This window comes from Roseovarius mucosus DSM 17069 (assembly GCF_000768555.3).
Classification (GTDB): Bacteria; Pseudomonadota; Alphaproteobacteria; order Rhodobacterales; family Rhodobacteraceae; genus Roseovarius; species Roseovarius mucosus.
Window position 1 is genome coordinate 455,347 of the sequence record NZ_KN293980.1, and the last position, 15,442, is coordinate 470,788.

A 15,442-nucleotide genomic window follows, 5' to 3' on the forward strand; every position below is an offset into this window, starting at 1 on the left:
CGCTCAGCGCGTCGGCACAGCCACTTCACCGCGATAGTCATAGAACCCGCGCCCGGTCTTGCGGCCAAGCCAACCCGCTTCGACATATTTCGTCAAGAGCGGGCAGGGGCGATATTTGGTATCTGCCAGCCCATCGTGCAGCACGTTCATGATCGCCAGACAGGTATCCAGTCCGATGAAATCCGCCAGTTCCAGCGGTCCCATCGGATGATTTGCCCCCAGCTTCAGGGATTCGTCGATGGATTTGACGTTTCCGACCCCCTCATAGAGCGTATAGACCGCCTCGTTGATCATCGGCATAAGGATGCGGTTGACGATGAAGGCCGGGAAGTCCTCGGCTGAGGCGGCGGTCTTACCCAGCTTTTCGACCACGGCGAGACAGGCGTTATAGGTGTCCTTGTCGGTGGCGATGCCTCGGATCAATTCGACCAGTTGCATCACAGGCACGGGGTTCATGAAATGAAACCCCATGAACTTCTCGGGCCGGTCGGTGCGGCTGGCCAGTCGCGTGATCGAGATCGACGAGGTGTTCGAGGTCAGGATCGTATGCGGCTCCAGATGCGGCAAGAGCTCGTCAAAGATTGCCTGCTTCACCGCCTCGCGCTCGGTCGCGGCCTCGATCACCAGGTCGGTCTTGCCCAGTTCGGTGAGGGTCTGCGTGGTGACAATCCGGGCAAGTGCGGCCTCCATCTCGTCTTGCGCGATTTTCCCTCGGCTGACCTGACGTTCCATGTTCTTGCGAATCGCCGCCATGGCACGTTCTAGCGCTTCGGCGCTGATGTCGTTCAGCAGCACGTCATAGCCCGCGATGGCCATGACATGGGCGATCCCATTGCCCATCTGGCCCGCGCCAACCACACCGATTCTCGTGATCTCCATCCGCCCGATCCCTGTCCGATTGCTGCAGCAGCATAGGCCGCGGCGGGCCCAAGCCGCAAGGGCATGAGACAGGTAAAATAATCTGAGAATTGGTCGTTTAGCGATTTAGCAAGAGGAATCGTCCACCCTTTCAATGGGTGAGTAGATCAAGGTGGGTGACATGGGATTTGAACGCGTGGGGCACAGGCCCCTCGATTATCGGCCTGTAACTTATGACGGGTCAAAACTGGTGTTTCGCGGGCCGCAGCGTCGGTTGACGGGCGATTTCGTGGCCTGTCTTGGCGGCACGGAAACCTATGGCACCTTCATCGACCGGCCCTATCCCGATCTGATGGAGCGGTCTTTGGCGCTTCCTTGTGTTAATTTCGGCTGGCCCAATGCCGGTGTCGATGCCTTTCTCAAGGATGAGGGGCTGCTGGACATCGTGTCGCGCGCACGTGCGGTCGTGTTGCAGGTGCCCGGGGCGATGAACCTCAGCAATCCGTACTACCGCGTGCATCCGCGCCGCAATGACCGCTTTCTTGAGGCGACACAGCGCTTGCGGCGTCTTTATCCCGAGGTTGATTTTACGGAATTCCACTTCACGCGCCATATGATGCGGCGCTTGGAGGATGTTTCGCCAGACCGATTTGCCGTGCTGCGTGAGGGTCTGCAAGAGGCCTGGGTAACGGCCATGCAGACGCTGCTCGAGCGCATTGCCGCGCCGGTCGTGCTGATGTGGTTCTCGCGGCATCTGCCGGGTCTTGGGCATGAGGCGGCGGGAGTTGCGGATGACCCGGCTTTTGTCAGCCGTGCCATGCTGCGCGCCGTGGGGGCACGTGCCGCGCAGGTGGTCGAGGTGGTGATCAGCCCCGAGGCTTGCGCACAGGGCACGCGCGGCATGCGCTTTGACCCGATGCAAGAGGCGGTCGCCGCCGACTTGCCCGGTCTGCTGGCCCATTCCGAGGCGGCGAGGGCGTTGTCGCCGGTGTTGGAAGCGTTGAATGCCGAATAAAAAACCCGCGCCTTTACTGGCGCGGGCTTGGGATTGCTTTGCCGTGGCTCAGAGCTTTTCGGTCAGCTCAGGCAGGGCGGTGAAAAGGTCCGCCACGAGGCCATAATCGGCCACCTGGAAGATCGGCGCTTCTTCGTCCTTGTTGATGGCGACGATGATCTTGCTGTCTTTCATGCCCGCAAGATGCTGGATCGCGCCCGAAATGCCCACGGCGACATAAAGGTTGGGGGCGACCACCTTGCCGGTCTGGCCGACCTGCCAGTCGTTCGGCGCATAGCCCGAGTCGACCGCAGCGCGGCTTGCACCCACAGCAGCCCCCAGCTTGTCCGCCAGCCCTTCGATCAGCGCGAAATCGTCCTTGGAGCCGACACCGCGGCCACCCGAGACCACAACACCGGCCGAGGTCAGTTCGGGACGATCGCTAGCCGCAACCTTATCCTCGATCCATTCCGACAGGCCAGGATTGGCCACAGCCGAAATAGTTTCGACCGGCGCTGCCGCCTGTTCGCCTGCCGCGTCAAAGGTCGAGGTGCGGAACGAGATAACCTTTTTCGCATCGCGCGATTTTACGGTCTGGATCGCGTTGCCGGCATAGATCGGGCGCTCGAACGTATCGGCGTCCACGACGCCCGAGGCGTCGGAGATCACCATCACATCCAACAGCGCCGCGACGCGCGGCAGCACGTTCTTGGCATCCGTGGTGGCGGGGGCCACGATATGGCTATAGTCGCCCGCGAGGCTGACGATCAGCGCAGCGGTGGGTTCGGCCAAGCGGTGCCCAAGCGAGGCATCCTCGGCGACCAGCACCTTTTTCACCCCGGCGATTTTCGCCGCATCGGCACCCGCTGCCGCCGCAGAGGCACCGCAGCAAAGAACGGTCACATCGCCCAGTTTGGCGGCTGCCGTCACCGCCTTGGCGGTGGCGTCCAGCGCGAGTTCCCCATCGGTGACTTCGGCGAGAAGAAGAACAGACATCATACGGCTCCAACTTCCTTGAGTTTCGCAACCAGCTCGTCCACCGAGCCGAGGATCACACCGGCCGCGCGGCTTGCGGGCTCGGATGTGCCTGTGATTTCCAGCCGGGGCGTGACATCGACGCCGTAATCGGCGGCGGTCTTCTCATCCAGCGGCTTTTTCTTGGCCTTCATGATATTGGGCAGCGACGCATAGCGCGGCTCGTTGAGGCGCAGGTCCACCGTGACGATGGTGGGCGTCTTGACCTTGATGGTCTGCAAGCCGCCATCCACCTCGCGGGTGACGAGCGCGTGGTCGCCCTCGACGTCGAGCTTGGAGGCAAAGGTTGCCTGCGACCAGCCCAGAAGTGCCGAGAGCATCTGGCCCGTCGCATTCATGTCGTTGTCGATCGCCTGCTTGCCGCAGAGCACGAGGCCGGGCTGCTCTTCCTCGACGATCTTGGCGAGGATCTTTGCCACGCTCAGCGGCTCGACGTCCTGATGCACGTCATCCGCGGCCACGACGAGGATGGCGCGGTCCGCGCCCATCGCCAACGCCGTGCGCAAGGTCTCCTGCGCCTGTTTCACGCCAATGGACACCGCGATCACTTCACTCGCCTTGCCCGCCTCCTTGAGGCGAATCGCCTCTTCGACGGCAATCTCGTCAAACGGGTTCATCGACATCTTCACATTCGCAAGATCGACACCGCTCCCGTCCGCCTTGACACGAACCTTCACGTTATAGTCGATCACACGTTTGACAGGTACGAGCACCTTCATTGGCATGGTCTCCCTTAATGGTGGTGGGGGGCGTAGCGCCCCCCGGATAAGCTCTCCAGCGCGTTGATACCGGCTCTGCCGCGCGGGAAACAGGGCAAAATCGTCACGTTAGCGTCTGGCGACGTCGCGTTTCAGGTTTTCAGCGCAAGAATGTTGCCAGAGTATTTCAGCGGTTCGCGCCGGGAACCCACAAAACATCCGCTTTGCCACTGTCATTGGCCATGCGGGATGCCACGAAAAACCAATCGCTCAGGCGGTTCAGATACTTGAGCGCCGCTTCGTTGACATTCTCCAGCGCTGACAATTCCACCGTCAGCCGCTCGGCCCGTCGCGATACGGTGCGGCAAAGATGAAGATGGGCGGCCAGGGGCGATCCGCCGGGCAGGATGAAACTGCGCAAGGGTTCCAGATGCTTGTTCATCGCGTCAATTTCTGCTTCCAGCCGGTCTACCTGGCTGGAGGACATGCGCAGCGGCGGGTATTCGGCATCGGCGTCCCGCTCCATATCCGGGCGGCAGAGGTCGGCCCCAAGGTCGAAGAGGTCATTCTGGATGCGTGCCAGCGCATCGTCCGTCTCATCCTTGGCATAAAGGCGCGCGAGACCCACGGTCGCGTTGACCTCATCCACCGTGCCGTAGGCGGTGACGCGGGCCGAATGTTTTGCCACGCGCGTGCCGTTGCCGAGCGCGGTTTCCCCTGCATCGCCAGTGCGCGTGTAAATTCTGTTGAGAACGACCATGGATTATCCTCCCTGCCTGCGGAAATAGACGAAAACCAGAATGAGAATGATCGCCACGAACTGCGCGATCAACCGCCATTGCATGTATTTGTTCGAGCGTTTTGCATTCTCCACCCCTTCTTTGCCAAAGGTGGAAATGCCCCGGATGAGGATCACCGCAACCGTGATACAGCCCACAGCGACGAGGATGAAAAGCGGATCTTGCAACATGCGGCGTCCTTTCGGAGTTTGTTCTGGGGCACATCTAGGCGGCACGGCGGGAAAAGCGAAAGGGAAAATATGACGCGGGTGTGTGCCCGTCACGCTTTCGAGATCACCCAGTCCAGCAGGCGCGTTGGCAGCAGGCGGCGCAGCGTGCCCATGAGATAGGTGGGCGTGGTCACGTAATAGCGCGCTTGCGGCCGGGGCGATTCGATGGCGTGGATCAGCTTTTTCGTGACCGCCTCGGGGGGCAGTTCGAAATTGTCCTTGGAATAGGGACCATAGAGGCGCGGACGCAGTTTGTCTCGGTATTCGTCTGCGCGATGCGCGTTTTCCCAGTCGATCCAGCGCTCAAATGGTTCGCGGGCATTCTCGCGGATTTTGGTTGTCACCGGACCGGGTTCGATCAGGCTGACATGGATGCCACTGCCGCGCATTTCGATCCGCAGCGTATCGGTTAGCCCCTCAAGGGCGAATTTCGTGCTCACATACGCACCGCGCCAGCCGAGAGTCACAAGGCCCAGTACCGACGAGCATTGCACGATGCGTCCGTGACCCTGCGCGCGCATGGCTGGAATCACCTGTCGCGTCAGATCATGCCAGCCAAAGACATTGCTCTCGAAAATCTCACGCAGTGCCCCGCGCGGCAGATCCTCGACCAGCCCCGGACAGGCATAGGCCCCGTTGTTGAAAAGCGCATCAAGCCGTCCGCCTGTGGCGGCCAGAACCTCGGCCACGGCCTGCTGGATGCTGGTCTCATCGTTGTAATCAATGCGCGGACTTTCGAACCCTTCGGCGCGCAGGCGCTCGCAATCCGCCTCTTTGCGACAGGCGGCAAAGACCCGCCAGCCGCGCGCGCGCATGCCCTGCGCGGCGTCATAGCCGATGCCCGAGGAACAGCCAGTGATCAGGATAGAGCGCTCTGTCATGCCCGACCTTGTGGCGCGTGGAACGGCGCGATGCAAGCCTTAGTCAGCGGCCAGCGTCAGCAGGGTTTCCGCCATCCAGCCTATGCGCCCCGTTTCGACCACCCGCAGCTTGATCCAGCCTTCGCCGGGGTCGTTGAGCACGATCACGTCGGTACCGCGCTTGAGGCTGGCTATGCGGCCAAAGCCTGTTCCGGGACCAGTGCGCAGATTGACCGAATTGCCGGATACCTGGCGCATGTCCAGGGCAGGGGCCAGTGTTTCGACCTCCAACACAGCCTCTTGAACGGGTTTCGTGACTTCGGGTGTGTCGGGAATTGCGGCGGGCGTGGTGACCCGTGCGGTGGGTAGGCTTACCGCAATGGGGGCCGGTTCGACATCTCCCTCCGCAGAGGCCAGCGTCAACACCACCTTCTCTCCCATATTGAGACCCAGATCATGCAGTGATGTAATGGTGCGCGTTACCTCCGCGTCGTGCCGCGGGGTACCATCCTGCGCCAATTCGATCACATTGACGCGCAAGGGCCGCGCCACAGGCCGCTGATTGTCGAGTAGGGCGCGCGCCTGAATGGAATTGGCGGAAGGTCGATAGTCAGACCCGCCGCTCAACTCATAAAAAGACCATCCCAGAAAAGCAAAACTCACAAGAATAAAGCGCCACATTGCGCGTCCCCCCAGTACCACACGATAAATTGAATGCTTGGCAGCAGATACAGTATATCCGATTCGCCCGTCTCTATGAGGGGGAAATCGGAAAAGATTGAAACCTGTGGCCTCTGAATGCTTTACGCCGCAGGATGGCAGGGCTATCACCACATACATGAGTGATCTGCTGGACGACCCCAATATGCAGCCCGAGGCTGTGTCAGAGCCGCTGCGCCGCGCGATCGGCGAGCGCTATCTCACCTATGCGCTGTCCACGATCATGCACCGGGCGTTGCCGGATGCGCGCGACGGTTTGAAGCCGGTGCATCGGCGCATCCTCTATGCGATGCGCGAACTCCGGCTTTCCAGCACCGGGGGCTTTCGCAAGTCGGCAAAGATTTCCGGTGATGTGATGGGCAACTATCACCCGCATGGCGATGCCGCGATCTATGACGCGATGGCGCGTCTGGCGCAGGATTTCGCGGTGCGGTATCCGCTGGTGGACGGGCAGGGCAATTTCGGCAATATCGACGGCGATAATCCCGCCGCCAGCCGCTATACCGAGGCGCGGATGACCGCCTTTGCCGAGGCGCTGCTGGACGGCCTGGCCGAGGATGCGGTCGATTTTCGCGACAATTACGACGGCACGCTGCGCGAACCCGTGGTTCTGCCCGCGTCCTTTCCAAATCTGCTGGCCAATGGATCTTCGGGCATTGCCGTTGGCATGGCCACCAATATCCCGCCGCATAACATCGGTGAATTGATCGACGCCTGCCTGCATCTGATCAAGGCCCCCGACGCCCGCGACGATACGCTTTTGCAATACATCCCCGGTCCCGATTTCCCCACAGGCGGTGTCATCGTCGAACCGCCCGAGAGTATCGCGCAGGCCTATCTGACTGGGCGCGGTGCCTTCCGTCTGCGTTGCAAATGGGAGCTGGAGGATCTGGGCCGCGGTCAGTGGCAGATTGTCGTCACAGAGATTCCCTATCAGGTGCAGAAATCCAAGCTGATCGAGCGCATTGCCGAACTGATCCAGACCCGCAAGGTGCCGATCCTTGCTGATGTCCGCGACGAGAGCGCCGATGATGTGCGCCTGATCCTTGAGCCGCGCTCCAAGAATGTCGATCCCGAGGTGTTGATGGGCATGATGTATCGCAATTCCGAATTGGAAGTGCGGTTCTCGCTCAACATGAATGTGTTGATCGACGGGGTAACACCCAAGGTCTGTTCGCTGAAAGAGGTGCTGCGCGCCTTCCTCGATTTCCGGCAAGAGGTGCTGTTGCGCCGCTCTGCGCATCGGATGGAAAAGATCGACCACCGGCTGGAGGTTTTGGAAGGTTTGATAATCGCCTTCCTCAATCTAGACCGCGTGATCGACATCATCCGCTATGACGACGATCCTAAAGCAGCCCTGATGCGCGAGGATTGGAGCCGCACGGTGCCGCGTGCCATGTCCGAGGCGGACTACGTGCCGCCGCCCTATTCAGACGAGCCGGGGCTGTCTGAGGTGCAGGCCGAGGCAATTCTTAACATGCGCCTGCGGTCCTTGCGGCGCCTGGAAGAGATGGAACTGCGCGCCGAGCGGGATGCGCTGATGGCCGAGCGCGCAGGGCTGGAAGATCTGCTCGACGATGTTTCGTTGCAGTGGGTGGCGGTGGCCGATCAGTTGAAAGAGGTCAAGAAAACCTTTGGCAAGAGCCACGCCATTGGCGCGCGCCGCACACAGTTTGCCGAGGCGGGAAGCGTCGAAGACGTGCCGCTCGAGGCTATGATCGACCGCGAGCCGATTACCGTGGTGTGCAGCCAGATGGGCTGGATCCGGGCCATGACCGGGCATCTCGATCTGAGCCGCGAGCTGAAGTTCAAGGACGGCGACGGCCCGCGCTTCATGTTCCACGCAGAGACGACCGATCGGATTCTGGTCTTTGGCAGCAATGGCCGCTTTTACACGCTGAGTGCTGCGAACCTGCCCGGTGGGCGCGGCATGGGCGAGCCGCTGCGCCTGATGGTCGATCTGCCCAACGAGGCAGGGATCGTCGATCTGCTCATTCACAAGCCGGGGCGCAAATTGCTGGTCGCCTCTGATGCCGGGGACGGTTTCATCGTGCCCGAGGAAGAGGTGATCGCCCAGACCCGCAGCGGCAAGCAGGTGCTCAACCTGCGTGATCCCGCACGCGCGGTGGTTTGCCGCCCGGTGATGGGCGATCACGTCGCCTGCGTGGGCGATAACCGCAAGGTGCTGGTCTTTGCACTGGACGAACTGCCCGAACTGGGGCGCGGCAAGGGCGTCCGGCTGCAGAAATACAAGGATGGCGGGCTGTCTGACGCCACCACCTTTGATCTGGCGGACGGGCTGTCATGGCGCGACCCGGCCGGGCGCACCCGCACCGAAAGTAATCTAGACGAATGGTTGGGTAAGCGCGCGGGCACCGGCCGTATGGCGCCACGGGGATTCCCCCGAGACAACCGCTTTACCTGATCGGGCCTTGTCTGTTGCGGATGCGCGGCGTATAGCCCCGGCCTGACCCAAAAGGAGCCCTTGCAATGGTAGGTAGTGCCAATCTCAACGTCATGCTCAAGGCCGCGCGCAAAGCGGGGCGGGCACTGGCCAAGGATTTCCGCGAGGTCGAGAACCTTCAGGTCAGCATGAAAGGCGCGGGCGATTTCGTCAGCCGCGCCGATATTGCTGCGGAAAAGATACTCAAGTCCGAGTTGATGGGCGCGCGTCCGACCTATGGCTGGCTGGCCGAAGAGGGCGGCGAGGAAGAGGGGCAGGACCCCACCCGCCGCTGGATCGTCGACCCGCTGGACGGGACCACCAATTTCCTGCACGGCCTGCCGCATTGGGCGGTCTCAATCGCGCTGGAACATAAGGGCGAAGTGGTGGCGGGCGTCATTTACGACGCCAGCAAGGACGAGGCGTTCTTTGCCGAAAAAGGCGCGGGTGCCTGGATGAACGAAAGCCGCCTGCGCGTTTCGGGGCGCAATAAAATGATCGAGTCGATCTTTGCCACCGGACTGCCCTTTGGCGGGCGGGCCGACCTGCCCGAAACCTTGCAAGATCTGGCGAAATTGATGCCGACCTGCGCGGGCGTGCGCCGCTGGGGATCGGCGGCGCTCGACATGGCCTATGTGGCGGCGGGTCGGTATGAAGGGTTCTGGGAACGGCGTTTGAACGCTTGGGATCTTGCGGCGGGCGTGATCATCGTGCGCGAGGCGGGCGGTTTCGTTGAACCGCTGCGCCCCGGCGGCAATATTCTGGCCGATGGCGAGGTGATCTGCGCCAACGAGGCGATCTTTGACAAGTTCGCGGGCGTGATCCGGGGGTGAGCGGGCAAGTATCGGCGTCGCGTTTGACGCCGTGAGTCCGCGCTTTGGCGGTTAGGGCCGATGTCAAATTTCGGCCAAACTCTTCCTCACAGCCCTTCACCCATCCGACGGATGGTTTACCCCGTCGACCCATCCAATCGGGTCGAGATCACGCGGGTTCACGCCCTCGATCGCCCCGAGATTGACGCCATACTCATTTGGGTTCGATCGGCGCCGATGATGCGTGTATATCCCGCACGTCTTGCAGAAATAGTGTTTGGCCGTGCCCGTGCCCCATTGATAGAGCGTGAGATTATCCGCACCGCGCAGTACCTCGACCCCGTTCAGGGGTGCCGAAACTGCCGCCGCGCCGCGCCTGCGGCAAAACGAGCAATCACAGCGGCGCGCGGTCGATAGCCCCTCAGAGAGCGTCACGCGCAGTTCAACCGCGCCGCAATGGCAGGTGGCCTTGAGGGGGTGGGTCATCGGCGTTTCCTCACGGTCGGAATGGAACTGGGGCGAAAGCGGTAGTCGGGCGCAGGATGCGGTGGCGAGCCATGGGTCTCGCGCCAGAAACGCGGGCCGCCAAGCCGCAGAAAGACCGGCAGCGTCAACGCGAGGCCCGCGACAAACCCACCCGCATGCGCCCAATAGGCAACCCCGCCCATGTCCGGATCGCTGCCCAACCCGGCCACGACCTGAAGCGCGAACCACAGCACCAGCATGATCGCCGCAGGAATCGGGATGATGCGAAAGAACACGAGAAAAAACAGCAGGATATCGACCCGCGCGCGTGGAAAGAGCAAGAGATACCCGCCCATCACCCCCGCAATCGCCCCCGAGGCCCCGACGGTCGGCACCATCGACCCCGGACTACCCAGGATATGCGCCAACCCTGCCGCCACGCCGGTTGCAAGGTAAAAGGCCAGATAGGGCAGATGCCCCATCCGATCCTCCATGTTATCCCCGAAGATCCAGAGAAACAGCATGTTTCCCGCCAGATGCAGCACGCCCCCATGGAGGAACATCGAGGTCAGCAATCCGGTAAAATCCCCCAGTTGCGTCACTTTGGCGGGGATCATGGCCCAGTCGTAGAAAAAGAGATTGAGTGCCCGCTCATTTGCGAAAAGTGGCCAGTAGGCCGCGAAAATCACGACGTTTAGCGCGATCAGCCCGTAGGTGACATAGGGTGTGCGCCCCGAAGGGTTATGATCGCGGATCGGGAACATGAGCGAAAGCTAGCGCGGATCACGGGGGACGGAAAGCCGGTGATTGCACCCGCCGTCTCGATTTGCGCAAGAACCGGGTCGCCCAATATCGCGAACGGTGCGCAAAGTTTTCCCATCCATATTACGTTTTCTGGATCGCTTGGGGTTTGCTGCGTGCCGGGGCACGCGACAGCGCGATTGAGGCACGCCCGGCCTCGTTTCGGGATGGGGCGGTGCTCTTGCTGCTCAACCCCAAGGCCTATGTGATCATTGCGTTGATGTTCACGCAATTCCTGAGCGTTTCGGACACCAACCGGACACTGTTGGTTCTGGGTATCACGACGCTTTTTACGCTCAACAACCTTGTGGCCTTTACTCTGTGGACCATGATGGGCGCGAGATTGGGTCGGCTTTTTGCCCGCGCTGGAAGCGCGCGGGCACTGAATACAGCTTTCGGCGTGACCCTCGGGGCCGTGGCCTTGTGGATGCTTTTGGCCTGATCGCCCCGAGGTTCAGGACATCCCGCTCAAAAGCGCCGCATTGCCGCCTGCCGCCGTGGTATCTACACAGACATGCCGCTCGTGGAGCGCGTGACCGGTGTCGGGCATGCCGGTGATCAAGGGCAGGATCGGGCCTGCACGCCGCGCCATGGCTCCGGCATAGGCGCGCGCCTCGCTTTCGCAGCCCCACCAGAGCACGCCCGATAGGCCGCCCATGGTCACAAGCGCCTCTGGGTCGACCCGGCCCGTGGCGGTGACGGCGACGCCGCCCAGACCTTCGACCGCGCGCGCCTGCGTCGCCGCCAGATCCGCCCCCGGACCCATGCACAACAGTGCAGGGCGTACATGGGTGGTCAGTCGGTTCGACTCTCCGGTCGGCCCCGGCAGAACGAGGGCCGCGCGGGGCGCACGGGCGGCGGCATTGGCGGCATCGAGCGCCTTTTGCGCCGCTTGCGCCGACATGGCCTCGGTCCATTTCTCGCCCTTTTCCGACGCGGGGCGCGCGGTAAAGCGCGTGAGGTAATGCGGCCCGCCCGCCTTGGGCCCGGTGCCCGACATGCCCTCGCCGCCAAAGGGCTGGCTGCCCACGATGGCCCCGATCTGGTTGCGATTGACATAGATATTGCCCGCGTGCACCGCCTCGGTCACATGCTGCACGCGGTCGTCGATCCGCGTCATCAGGCCAAAGGTCAGGCCATAGCCGGTGGCATTGATGGCACCGATCACCCGGTCGAGATCGCCGGATTTGAACGTGGCGACATGCAGCACGGGACCAAAGATTTCGCGCTCGATATCGCCGATCCCGCCAACCTTGATCAGCGTGGGGGCAATATAGGTGCCTGCGTTTGGGGTTTTCAGCTCGTGCAAGAGCCGTCCTTGCGCGCGCGCGGTCTGGATATGCGCGGCAATGCCGGCGCGCGCCTCTTCGTCGATCACCGGGCCGCAATCGGTGCTCAGGTGCCACGGATTGCCGACGGTCAGCGCATCCATCGCACCGGTCAGCATCTCGAGGAAATGCGGCGCGATGTCATCCTGCACATAGAGACAGCGCAGAGCGGAGCAGCGTTGACCCGCAGATTGAAAGGCGCTTTCGACAATTGCCTGCACGGCCTGTTCGGGCAGCGCGGTCGAATCCACGATCATCGCGTTCATGCCGCCCGTTTCCGCAATGAGCGGTGCGCCGGGGGCGAGATGTTTGGCCATGGCCGCGCGGATCTTGAGCGCTGTTTCGGTCGAGCCGGTAAAGGCCACGCCGCCCACGCGCGCGTCAGAGGTAAGCGCCGCGCCGACATCCCCTGCACCGGGCAGAAGTTGCAGGGCCGTGACGGGCACGCCGGCCTTGTGCATGAGGCCCACGGCCAGATGCGCGATGAGCGGTGTCTGCTCGGCGGGTTTCGACAGCACCGCGTTGCCGGCGGCCAAGGCCGCCGCGATCTGGCCGGTAAAGATGGCCAGGGGGAAGTTCCACGGCGAAATGCAGGTAAAGGTGCCGATCGGCGCGTCCTCGGGGGCATGGGCGGCGTAATAGCGCAGGAAATCCACCGCCTCGCGCAGCTCGGCTACGGCATCGGGGATGGATTTTCCCGCCTCACGGGTCAGCAGCGCGAATATTTCGCCATAATTCTCCTCATAGAGGTCCGCCACGCGGTTGAGGATCGCGCCACGCTCTTTGGCGGGGGCACCCCATGCTGCGGCGGCGTTCAAGGCCACCTCGATGTCGGCCTTGCTGGCCCAGGCCACGGTGCCGGGGGTGTCGGCGGGATCGGCCGGGTTCTCGACGGCCTCCGCTGCTTGCGGTGCGGGCGTGCCTGCGATCAGCGGTGCGGCTTCCCAGCGGTGCTGTGCAAAGGGCGCGCGCGCTGCCTCGATCCGGTCCAGCGTCGGCTGGTGGCGCAGATCGAAGCCGCGCGAATTGGGGCGCTCGGGCTGGAACAGATCCTGCCCTTTGGGAAGATGCGGTTGCGGGTCGTTCACGGCGACAAAGGGATCGCGCGCGACCTCTTCTGGGGCCACTTCTTCATTGACGATCTGGTTTACAAAGCTGGAGTTTGCACCGTTTTCCAAGAGGCGCCGCACCAGATAGGCCAAGAGATCGCGATGCGCGCCCACAGGCGCGTAGATGCGACAGCGGGTGCCTTCGGCCTTGAGGATGATGTCATGCAGCGCCTCGCCCATGCCGTGCAGGCGCTGGAACTCGAACGCGCCCTTATCGCTGGCCATATCCAGAATGGCGGCGGCGGTGTGGGCGTTGTGGGTCGCGAACTGCGGATAGATGCGGTCGGTCATCGACAAGAGCTTGCGCGCATTGGCGATATAGCTGACGTCGGTTGCGGCCTTGGAGGTGAACACCGGAAAACCGTCGATCCCCGCCACCTGCGCGCGCTTGATCTCGGTATCCCAATAGGCGCCCTTGACCAGACGAACCATGATCTTGCGATCCAGACGCGTAGCCAGATCATAAAGAAAATCAATCACATGGCTGGCGCGTTGGCCGTAGGCCTGCACCACCACACCGAACCCGTCCCATCCGGCAAGGGCGGGCTCTGCCAGCACCGTCTCGATCACGTCGAGCGAGAGCGACAGGCGATCCGCCTCTTCTGCGTCGATGTTGAGCCCCATCTTGGCCGATTTCGCCAAAAGGGCGAGGCTGCGCAGGCGGGGCACAAGAACCTCCATCACCTGCGCGCGCTGTGCCACCTCGTAGCGCGGATGCAGCGCCGAGAGTTTCACGGAAATGCCGGGATTGCTGCGAATATCCGGATTGGTGCAAGCCGTCGCAATCGCCGTAATGGCGCGGGAATAGCTGAGGTGATAGCGGGTCGCGTCCGCATCGGTGCGCGCCGCCTCGCCCAGCATGTCATAGGAATAGCTGTAGCCCTTCTTTTCCATCGCCGCCGCGCGGTCCATGGCGCCCTGAATGGTCTCGCCCAGCACGAACTGGCGGCCCATTTCCTTCATCGCGCGGCCCACGGCGGTGCGGATGACCGGCTCGCCCAGCCGCTTGATCGCACCGCGCAGATGGCCCACGGGCCCCGGCTTTTCATCCTTGAGCACCTTGCCTGTCAGCATCAACGCCCAGGTTGAGGCATTGACCAGCGGCGAGGTGGAATGCCCCATGTGCTTGCCCCAGTCCGACGGCGCGATCTTGTCCTCGATCAGCGCGTCAATGGTGTCGGCATCCGGCACCCGCAACAGCGCCTCTGCCAGACACATGAGCGCAATGCCTTCATCAGTTGAGAGGCCGTATTCGGCCAGAAACACCTCCATCAGACCGGGGCTTGATTGCCCGCGAATGGCACGCACGAGATCGGCACCGCGCGCGCAGATCCGCGCCCGGTCTGCCTCGGAGAGATTGGCGGCAGCGGTCAGACGCGCCAGCGTTTCCGCCTCGTCCGCATAGGTGGCAAGGTCGATGGCGCGGCGAATGTCGGTGTCGTATGGCATGCGGGTCCCCATGGTTGGATGGCACATCATAGCATCATTGAACCAGTGACTTTTCCTGATTAGAATGAAATTTCAGGCCGGATGGTTTGAATTTGGAGCATACCATGGATCAAAACGAACAGCTCGACCTTGACCGCTTTGACCGGGCGATTCTACGGGTTCTGGCCGGCGACGGGCGGATCAGCGTCACGGAACTGGCGCGCGAGATTGGGTTGTCGAAATCGCCCACCCAAGCCCGCCTGCGGCGGCTGGAGCGGGACGGTGTGATCACCGGCTACCGCGCGCTGTTCGATCCGATCCGCCTTGGCCTCGATCACGTGAGTTTCGTCGAGGTGCGCCTGCACGACACCCGCGAGGCAGCCTTGGCAGAGTTCAACGCCGCCGTGTCAAAGATTCCCGAGATCGAGCAAGTGCATCTGATCGCAGGGAATTTCGACTACCTGATGAAGATCCGCACGCAGAGCATGGCCGACTATCGCCGGGTGCTGGCCGAACACATTTCGACCCTGCCACATCTGGCCAATACCTCGACCTATGTTGCGATGCAGGCAGTCAAGGAAAACGCCCTCTCCGATGTGATCTGATCCGTCCCAAACCCCTGCGTTTGGCTTTACACCCACGTCAAAGCGGATATTGTCCGCCCCGCATACCCCCGTGCCCGCGTGGTGGAATGGTAGACACATGAGACTTAAAATCTCCCGGCCGCAAGGCCGTGCCGGTTCGAGTCCGGCCGCGGGCACCACAATAATGCTGTTAAAATAGCGATGTGGATGAATAAGTCGGGATGCCGTTAAGAGTTCACCCGGATGGCGCGGGTGCGATCCTCGTCGCGCTGTCGCTGCTTGATGGCGATGCAACGCC

15 protein-coding genes and 1 tRNA gene are annotated in these 15,442 nt (G+C 62.2%); 6 read left to right on the forward strand and 10 right to left on the reverse strand.

The features are described from left to right. Positions 1-3: 3 nt before the first annotated feature. Positions 4-879 carry a 3-hydroxybutyryl-CoA dehydrogenase gene (locus ROSMUC_RS13390; RefSeq protein WP_037273874.1) on the reverse strand — a complete coding sequence of 292 codons (876 nt, stop codon included), beginning with the start codon at positions 877-879 and terminating at the stop codon, positions 4-6. A 160-nt stretch (positions 880-1,039) separates the two neighbouring features. Between ROSMUC_RS13390 and ROSMUC_RS13395 the strand changes: the two genes are divergently transcribed. Continuing rightward, entirely contained in the window at positions 1,040-1,873 is an 834-nt protein-coding gene (locus ROSMUC_RS13395; RefSeq protein ID WP_037273876.1) for a DUF6473 family protein, read from the forward strand. A gap of 48 nt (positions 1,874-1,921) precedes the next feature. Here ROSMUC_RS13395 and ROSMUC_RS13400 read toward each other — a convergent pair whose 3' ends face one another. The 6 genes from ROSMUC_RS13400 to ROSMUC_RS13425 all read right to left on the reverse strand — a co-directional run bounded on the left by ROSMUC_RS13400 (position 1,922) and on the right by ROSMUC_RS13425 (position 6,135). After that, positions 1,922-2,848 carry an electron transfer flavoprotein subunit alpha/FixB family protein gene (locus tag ROSMUC_RS13400; RefSeq protein WP_037274149.1) on the reverse strand — a complete coding sequence of 309 codons (927 nt, stop codon included), beginning with the start codon at positions 2,846-2,848 and terminating at the stop codon, positions 1,922-1,924. After that, positions 2,848-3,606 carry an electron transfer flavoprotein subunit beta/FixA family protein gene (locus ROSMUC_RS13405; RefSeq protein ID WP_037273879.1) on the reverse strand — a complete coding sequence of 253 codons (759 nt, stop codon included), beginning with the start codon at positions 3,604-3,606 and terminating at the stop codon, positions 2,848-2,850. Before ROSMUC_RS13405 ends, ROSMUC_RS13400 begins: the two co-directional genes overlap by 1 nt. Before the next feature lie 166 nt (positions 3,607-3,772). After that, on the reverse strand, positions 3,773-4,345 hold the full coding sequence (locus ROSMUC_RS13410) for a cob(I)yrinic acid a,c-diamide adenosyltransferase (protein ID WP_037273881.1): 573 nt from the start codon (positions 4,343-4,345) through the stop codon (positions 3,773-3,775). Positions 4,346-4,348: 3 nt separating this feature from the next. After that, complete coding sequence (locus tag ROSMUC_RS13415; RefSeq protein WP_037273884.1) at positions 4,349-4,555, reverse strand: twin transmembrane helix small protein; 207 nt, start codon at positions 4,553-4,555, stop codon at positions 4,349-4,351. 89 nt (positions 4,556-4,644) lie between these two features. Then, complete coding sequence (locus tag ROSMUC_RS13420; protein ID WP_037273886.1) at positions 4,645-5,475, reverse strand: SDR family NAD(P)-dependent oxidoreductase; 831 nt, start codon at positions 5,473-5,475, stop codon at positions 4,645-4,647. Positions 5,476-5,514: 39 nt separating this feature from the next. Then, complete coding sequence (locus tag ROSMUC_RS13425) at positions 5,515-6,135, reverse strand: SH3 domain-containing protein (RefSeq protein ID WP_037273888.1); 621 nt, start codon at positions 6,133-6,135, stop codon at positions 5,515-5,517. Positions 6,136-6,292: 157 nt separating this feature from the next. Here ROSMUC_RS13425 and ROSMUC_RS13430 point away from each other — a divergent pair, with 157 nt between their 5' ends. After that, positions 6,293-8,599, forward strand: coding sequence for a DNA topoisomerase IV subunit A (locus tag ROSMUC_RS13430; protein ID WP_037273890.1), 2,307 nt, complete (start codon positions 6,293-6,295; stop codon positions 8,597-8,599). 65 nt (positions 8,600-8,664) lie between these two features. Continuing rightward, positions 8,665-9,450 carry an inositol monophosphatase family protein gene (locus ROSMUC_RS13435; RefSeq protein ID WP_037273893.1) on the forward strand — a complete coding sequence of 262 codons (786 nt, stop codon included), beginning with the start codon at positions 8,665-8,667 and terminating at the stop codon, positions 9,448-9,450. Positions 9,451-9,546: 96 nt separating this feature from the next. Here the strand turns inward: ROSMUC_RS13435 and ROSMUC_RS13440 are convergent, their stop codons facing one another. Together ROSMUC_RS13440 and ROSMUC_RS13445 are read right to left on the reverse strand one after the other, a co-directional pair. Continuing rightward, a complete protein-coding gene (locus tag ROSMUC_RS13440) occupies positions 9,547-9,915 on the reverse strand; it encodes a GFA family protein (RefSeq protein ID WP_037273895.1) in 369 nt (122 codons plus the stop codon). After that, a complete protein-coding gene (locus ROSMUC_RS13445; RefSeq protein WP_037273898.1) occupies positions 9,912-10,658 on the reverse strand; it encodes a rhomboid family intramembrane serine protease in 747 nt (248 codons plus the stop codon). The genes ROSMUC_RS13440 and ROSMUC_RS13445 overlap by 4 nt, the downstream gene beginning before the upstream one ends. 62 nt (positions 10,659-10,720) lie before the next feature. Between ROSMUC_RS13445 and ROSMUC_RS13450 the strand changes: the two genes are divergently transcribed. Next, positions 10,721-11,137, forward strand: a complete 417-nt coding sequence (locus ROSMUC_RS13450; protein WP_281256618.1) for a LysE family translocator — start codon at positions 10,721-10,723, stop codon at positions 11,135-11,137. 12 nt (positions 11,138-11,149) lie between these two features. On the opposite strand, the gene putA is transcribed toward ROSMUC_RS13450, so the two are convergent. Further along, positions 11,150-14,581 carry a bifunctional proline dehydrogenase/L-glutamate gamma-semialdehyde dehydrogenase PutA gene (putA, locus tag ROSMUC_RS13455; protein WP_037274152.1) on the reverse strand — a complete coding sequence of 1,144 codons (3,432 nt, stop codon included), beginning with the start codon at positions 14,579-14,581 and terminating at the stop codon, positions 11,150-11,152. Between the two features lie 104 nt (positions 14,582-14,685). Here putA and ROSMUC_RS13460 point away from each other — a divergent pair, with 104 nt between their 5' ends. Both ROSMUC_RS13460 and ROSMUC_RS13465 read left to right on the forward strand, forming a co-directional pair. After that, positions 14,686-15,165, forward strand: coding sequence for an Lrp/AsnC family transcriptional regulator (locus ROSMUC_RS13460; RefSeq protein WP_037273900.1), 480 nt, complete (start codon positions 14,686-14,688; stop codon positions 15,163-15,165). Between the two features lie 72 nt (positions 15,166-15,237). Then, positions 15,238-15,323, forward strand: a tRNA-Leu gene (locus ROSMUC_RS13465). Positions 15,324-15,442: the final 119 nt, after the last annotated feature.

What these genes read in the sequence shown, in the direction of transcription:
- ROSMUC_RS13440 (WP_037273895.1), bottom strand. Translation starts at nt 9,915, where the DNA reads ATGACCCACCCCCTCAAGGCCACCTGCCATTGCGGCGCGGTTGAACTG.
- ROSMUC_RS13445 (WP_037273898.1), bottom strand. Translation starts at nt 10,658, where the DNA reads ATGTTCCCGATCCGCGATCATAACCCTTCGGGGCGCACACCCTATGTC.
- ROSMUC_RS13415 (WP_037273884.1), bottom strand. Translation starts at nt 4,555, where the DNA reads ATGTTGCAAGATCCGCTTTTCATCCTCGTCGCTGTGGGCTGTATCACG.
- ROSMUC_RS13390 (WP_037273874.1), bottom strand. Translation starts at nt 879, where the DNA reads ATGGAGATCACGAGAATCGGTGTGGTTGGCGCGGGCCAGATGGGCAAT.
- ROSMUC_RS13400 (WP_037274149.1), bottom strand. Translation starts at nt 2,848, where the DNA reads ATGTCTGTTCTTCTTCTCGCCGAAGTCACCGATGGGGAACTCGCGCTG.
- ROSMUC_RS13405 (WP_037273879.1), bottom strand. Translation starts at nt 3,606, where the DNA reads ATGAAGGTGCTCGTACCTGTCAAACGTGTGATCGACTATAACGTGAAG.
- ROSMUC_RS13430 (WP_037273890.1), top strand. Translation starts at nt 6,293, where the DNA reads ATGAGTGATCTGCTGGACGACCCCAATATGCAGCCCGAGGCTGTGTCA.
- ROSMUC_RS13460 (WP_037273900.1), top strand. Translation starts at nt 14,686, where the DNA reads ATGGATCAAAACGAACAGCTCGACCTTGACCGCTTTGACCGGGCGATT.
- ROSMUC_RS13395 (WP_037273876.1), top strand. Translation starts at nt 1,040, where the DNA reads ATGGGATTTGAACGCGTGGGGCACAGGCCCCTCGATTATCGGCCTGTA.
- putA (WP_037274152.1), bottom strand. Translation starts at nt 14,581, where the DNA reads ATGCCATACGACACCGACATTCGCCGCGCCATCGACCTTGCCACCTAT.
- ROSMUC_RS13435 (WP_037273893.1), top strand. Translation starts at nt 8,665, where the DNA reads ATGGTAGGTAGTGCCAATCTCAACGTCATGCTCAAGGCCGCGCGCAAA.
- ROSMUC_RS13410 (WP_037273881.1), bottom strand. Translation starts at nt 4,345, where the DNA reads ATGGTCGTTCTCAACAGAATTTACACGCGCACTGGCGATGCAGGGGAA.
- ROSMUC_RS13420 (WP_037273886.1), bottom strand. Translation starts at nt 5,475, where the DNA reads ATGACAGAGCGCTCTATCCTGATCACTGGCTGTTCCTCGGGCATCGGC.
- ROSMUC_RS13425 (WP_037273888.1), bottom strand. Translation starts at nt 6,135, where the DNA reads ATGTGGCGCTTTATTCTTGTGAGTTTTGCTTTTCTGGGATGGTCTTTT.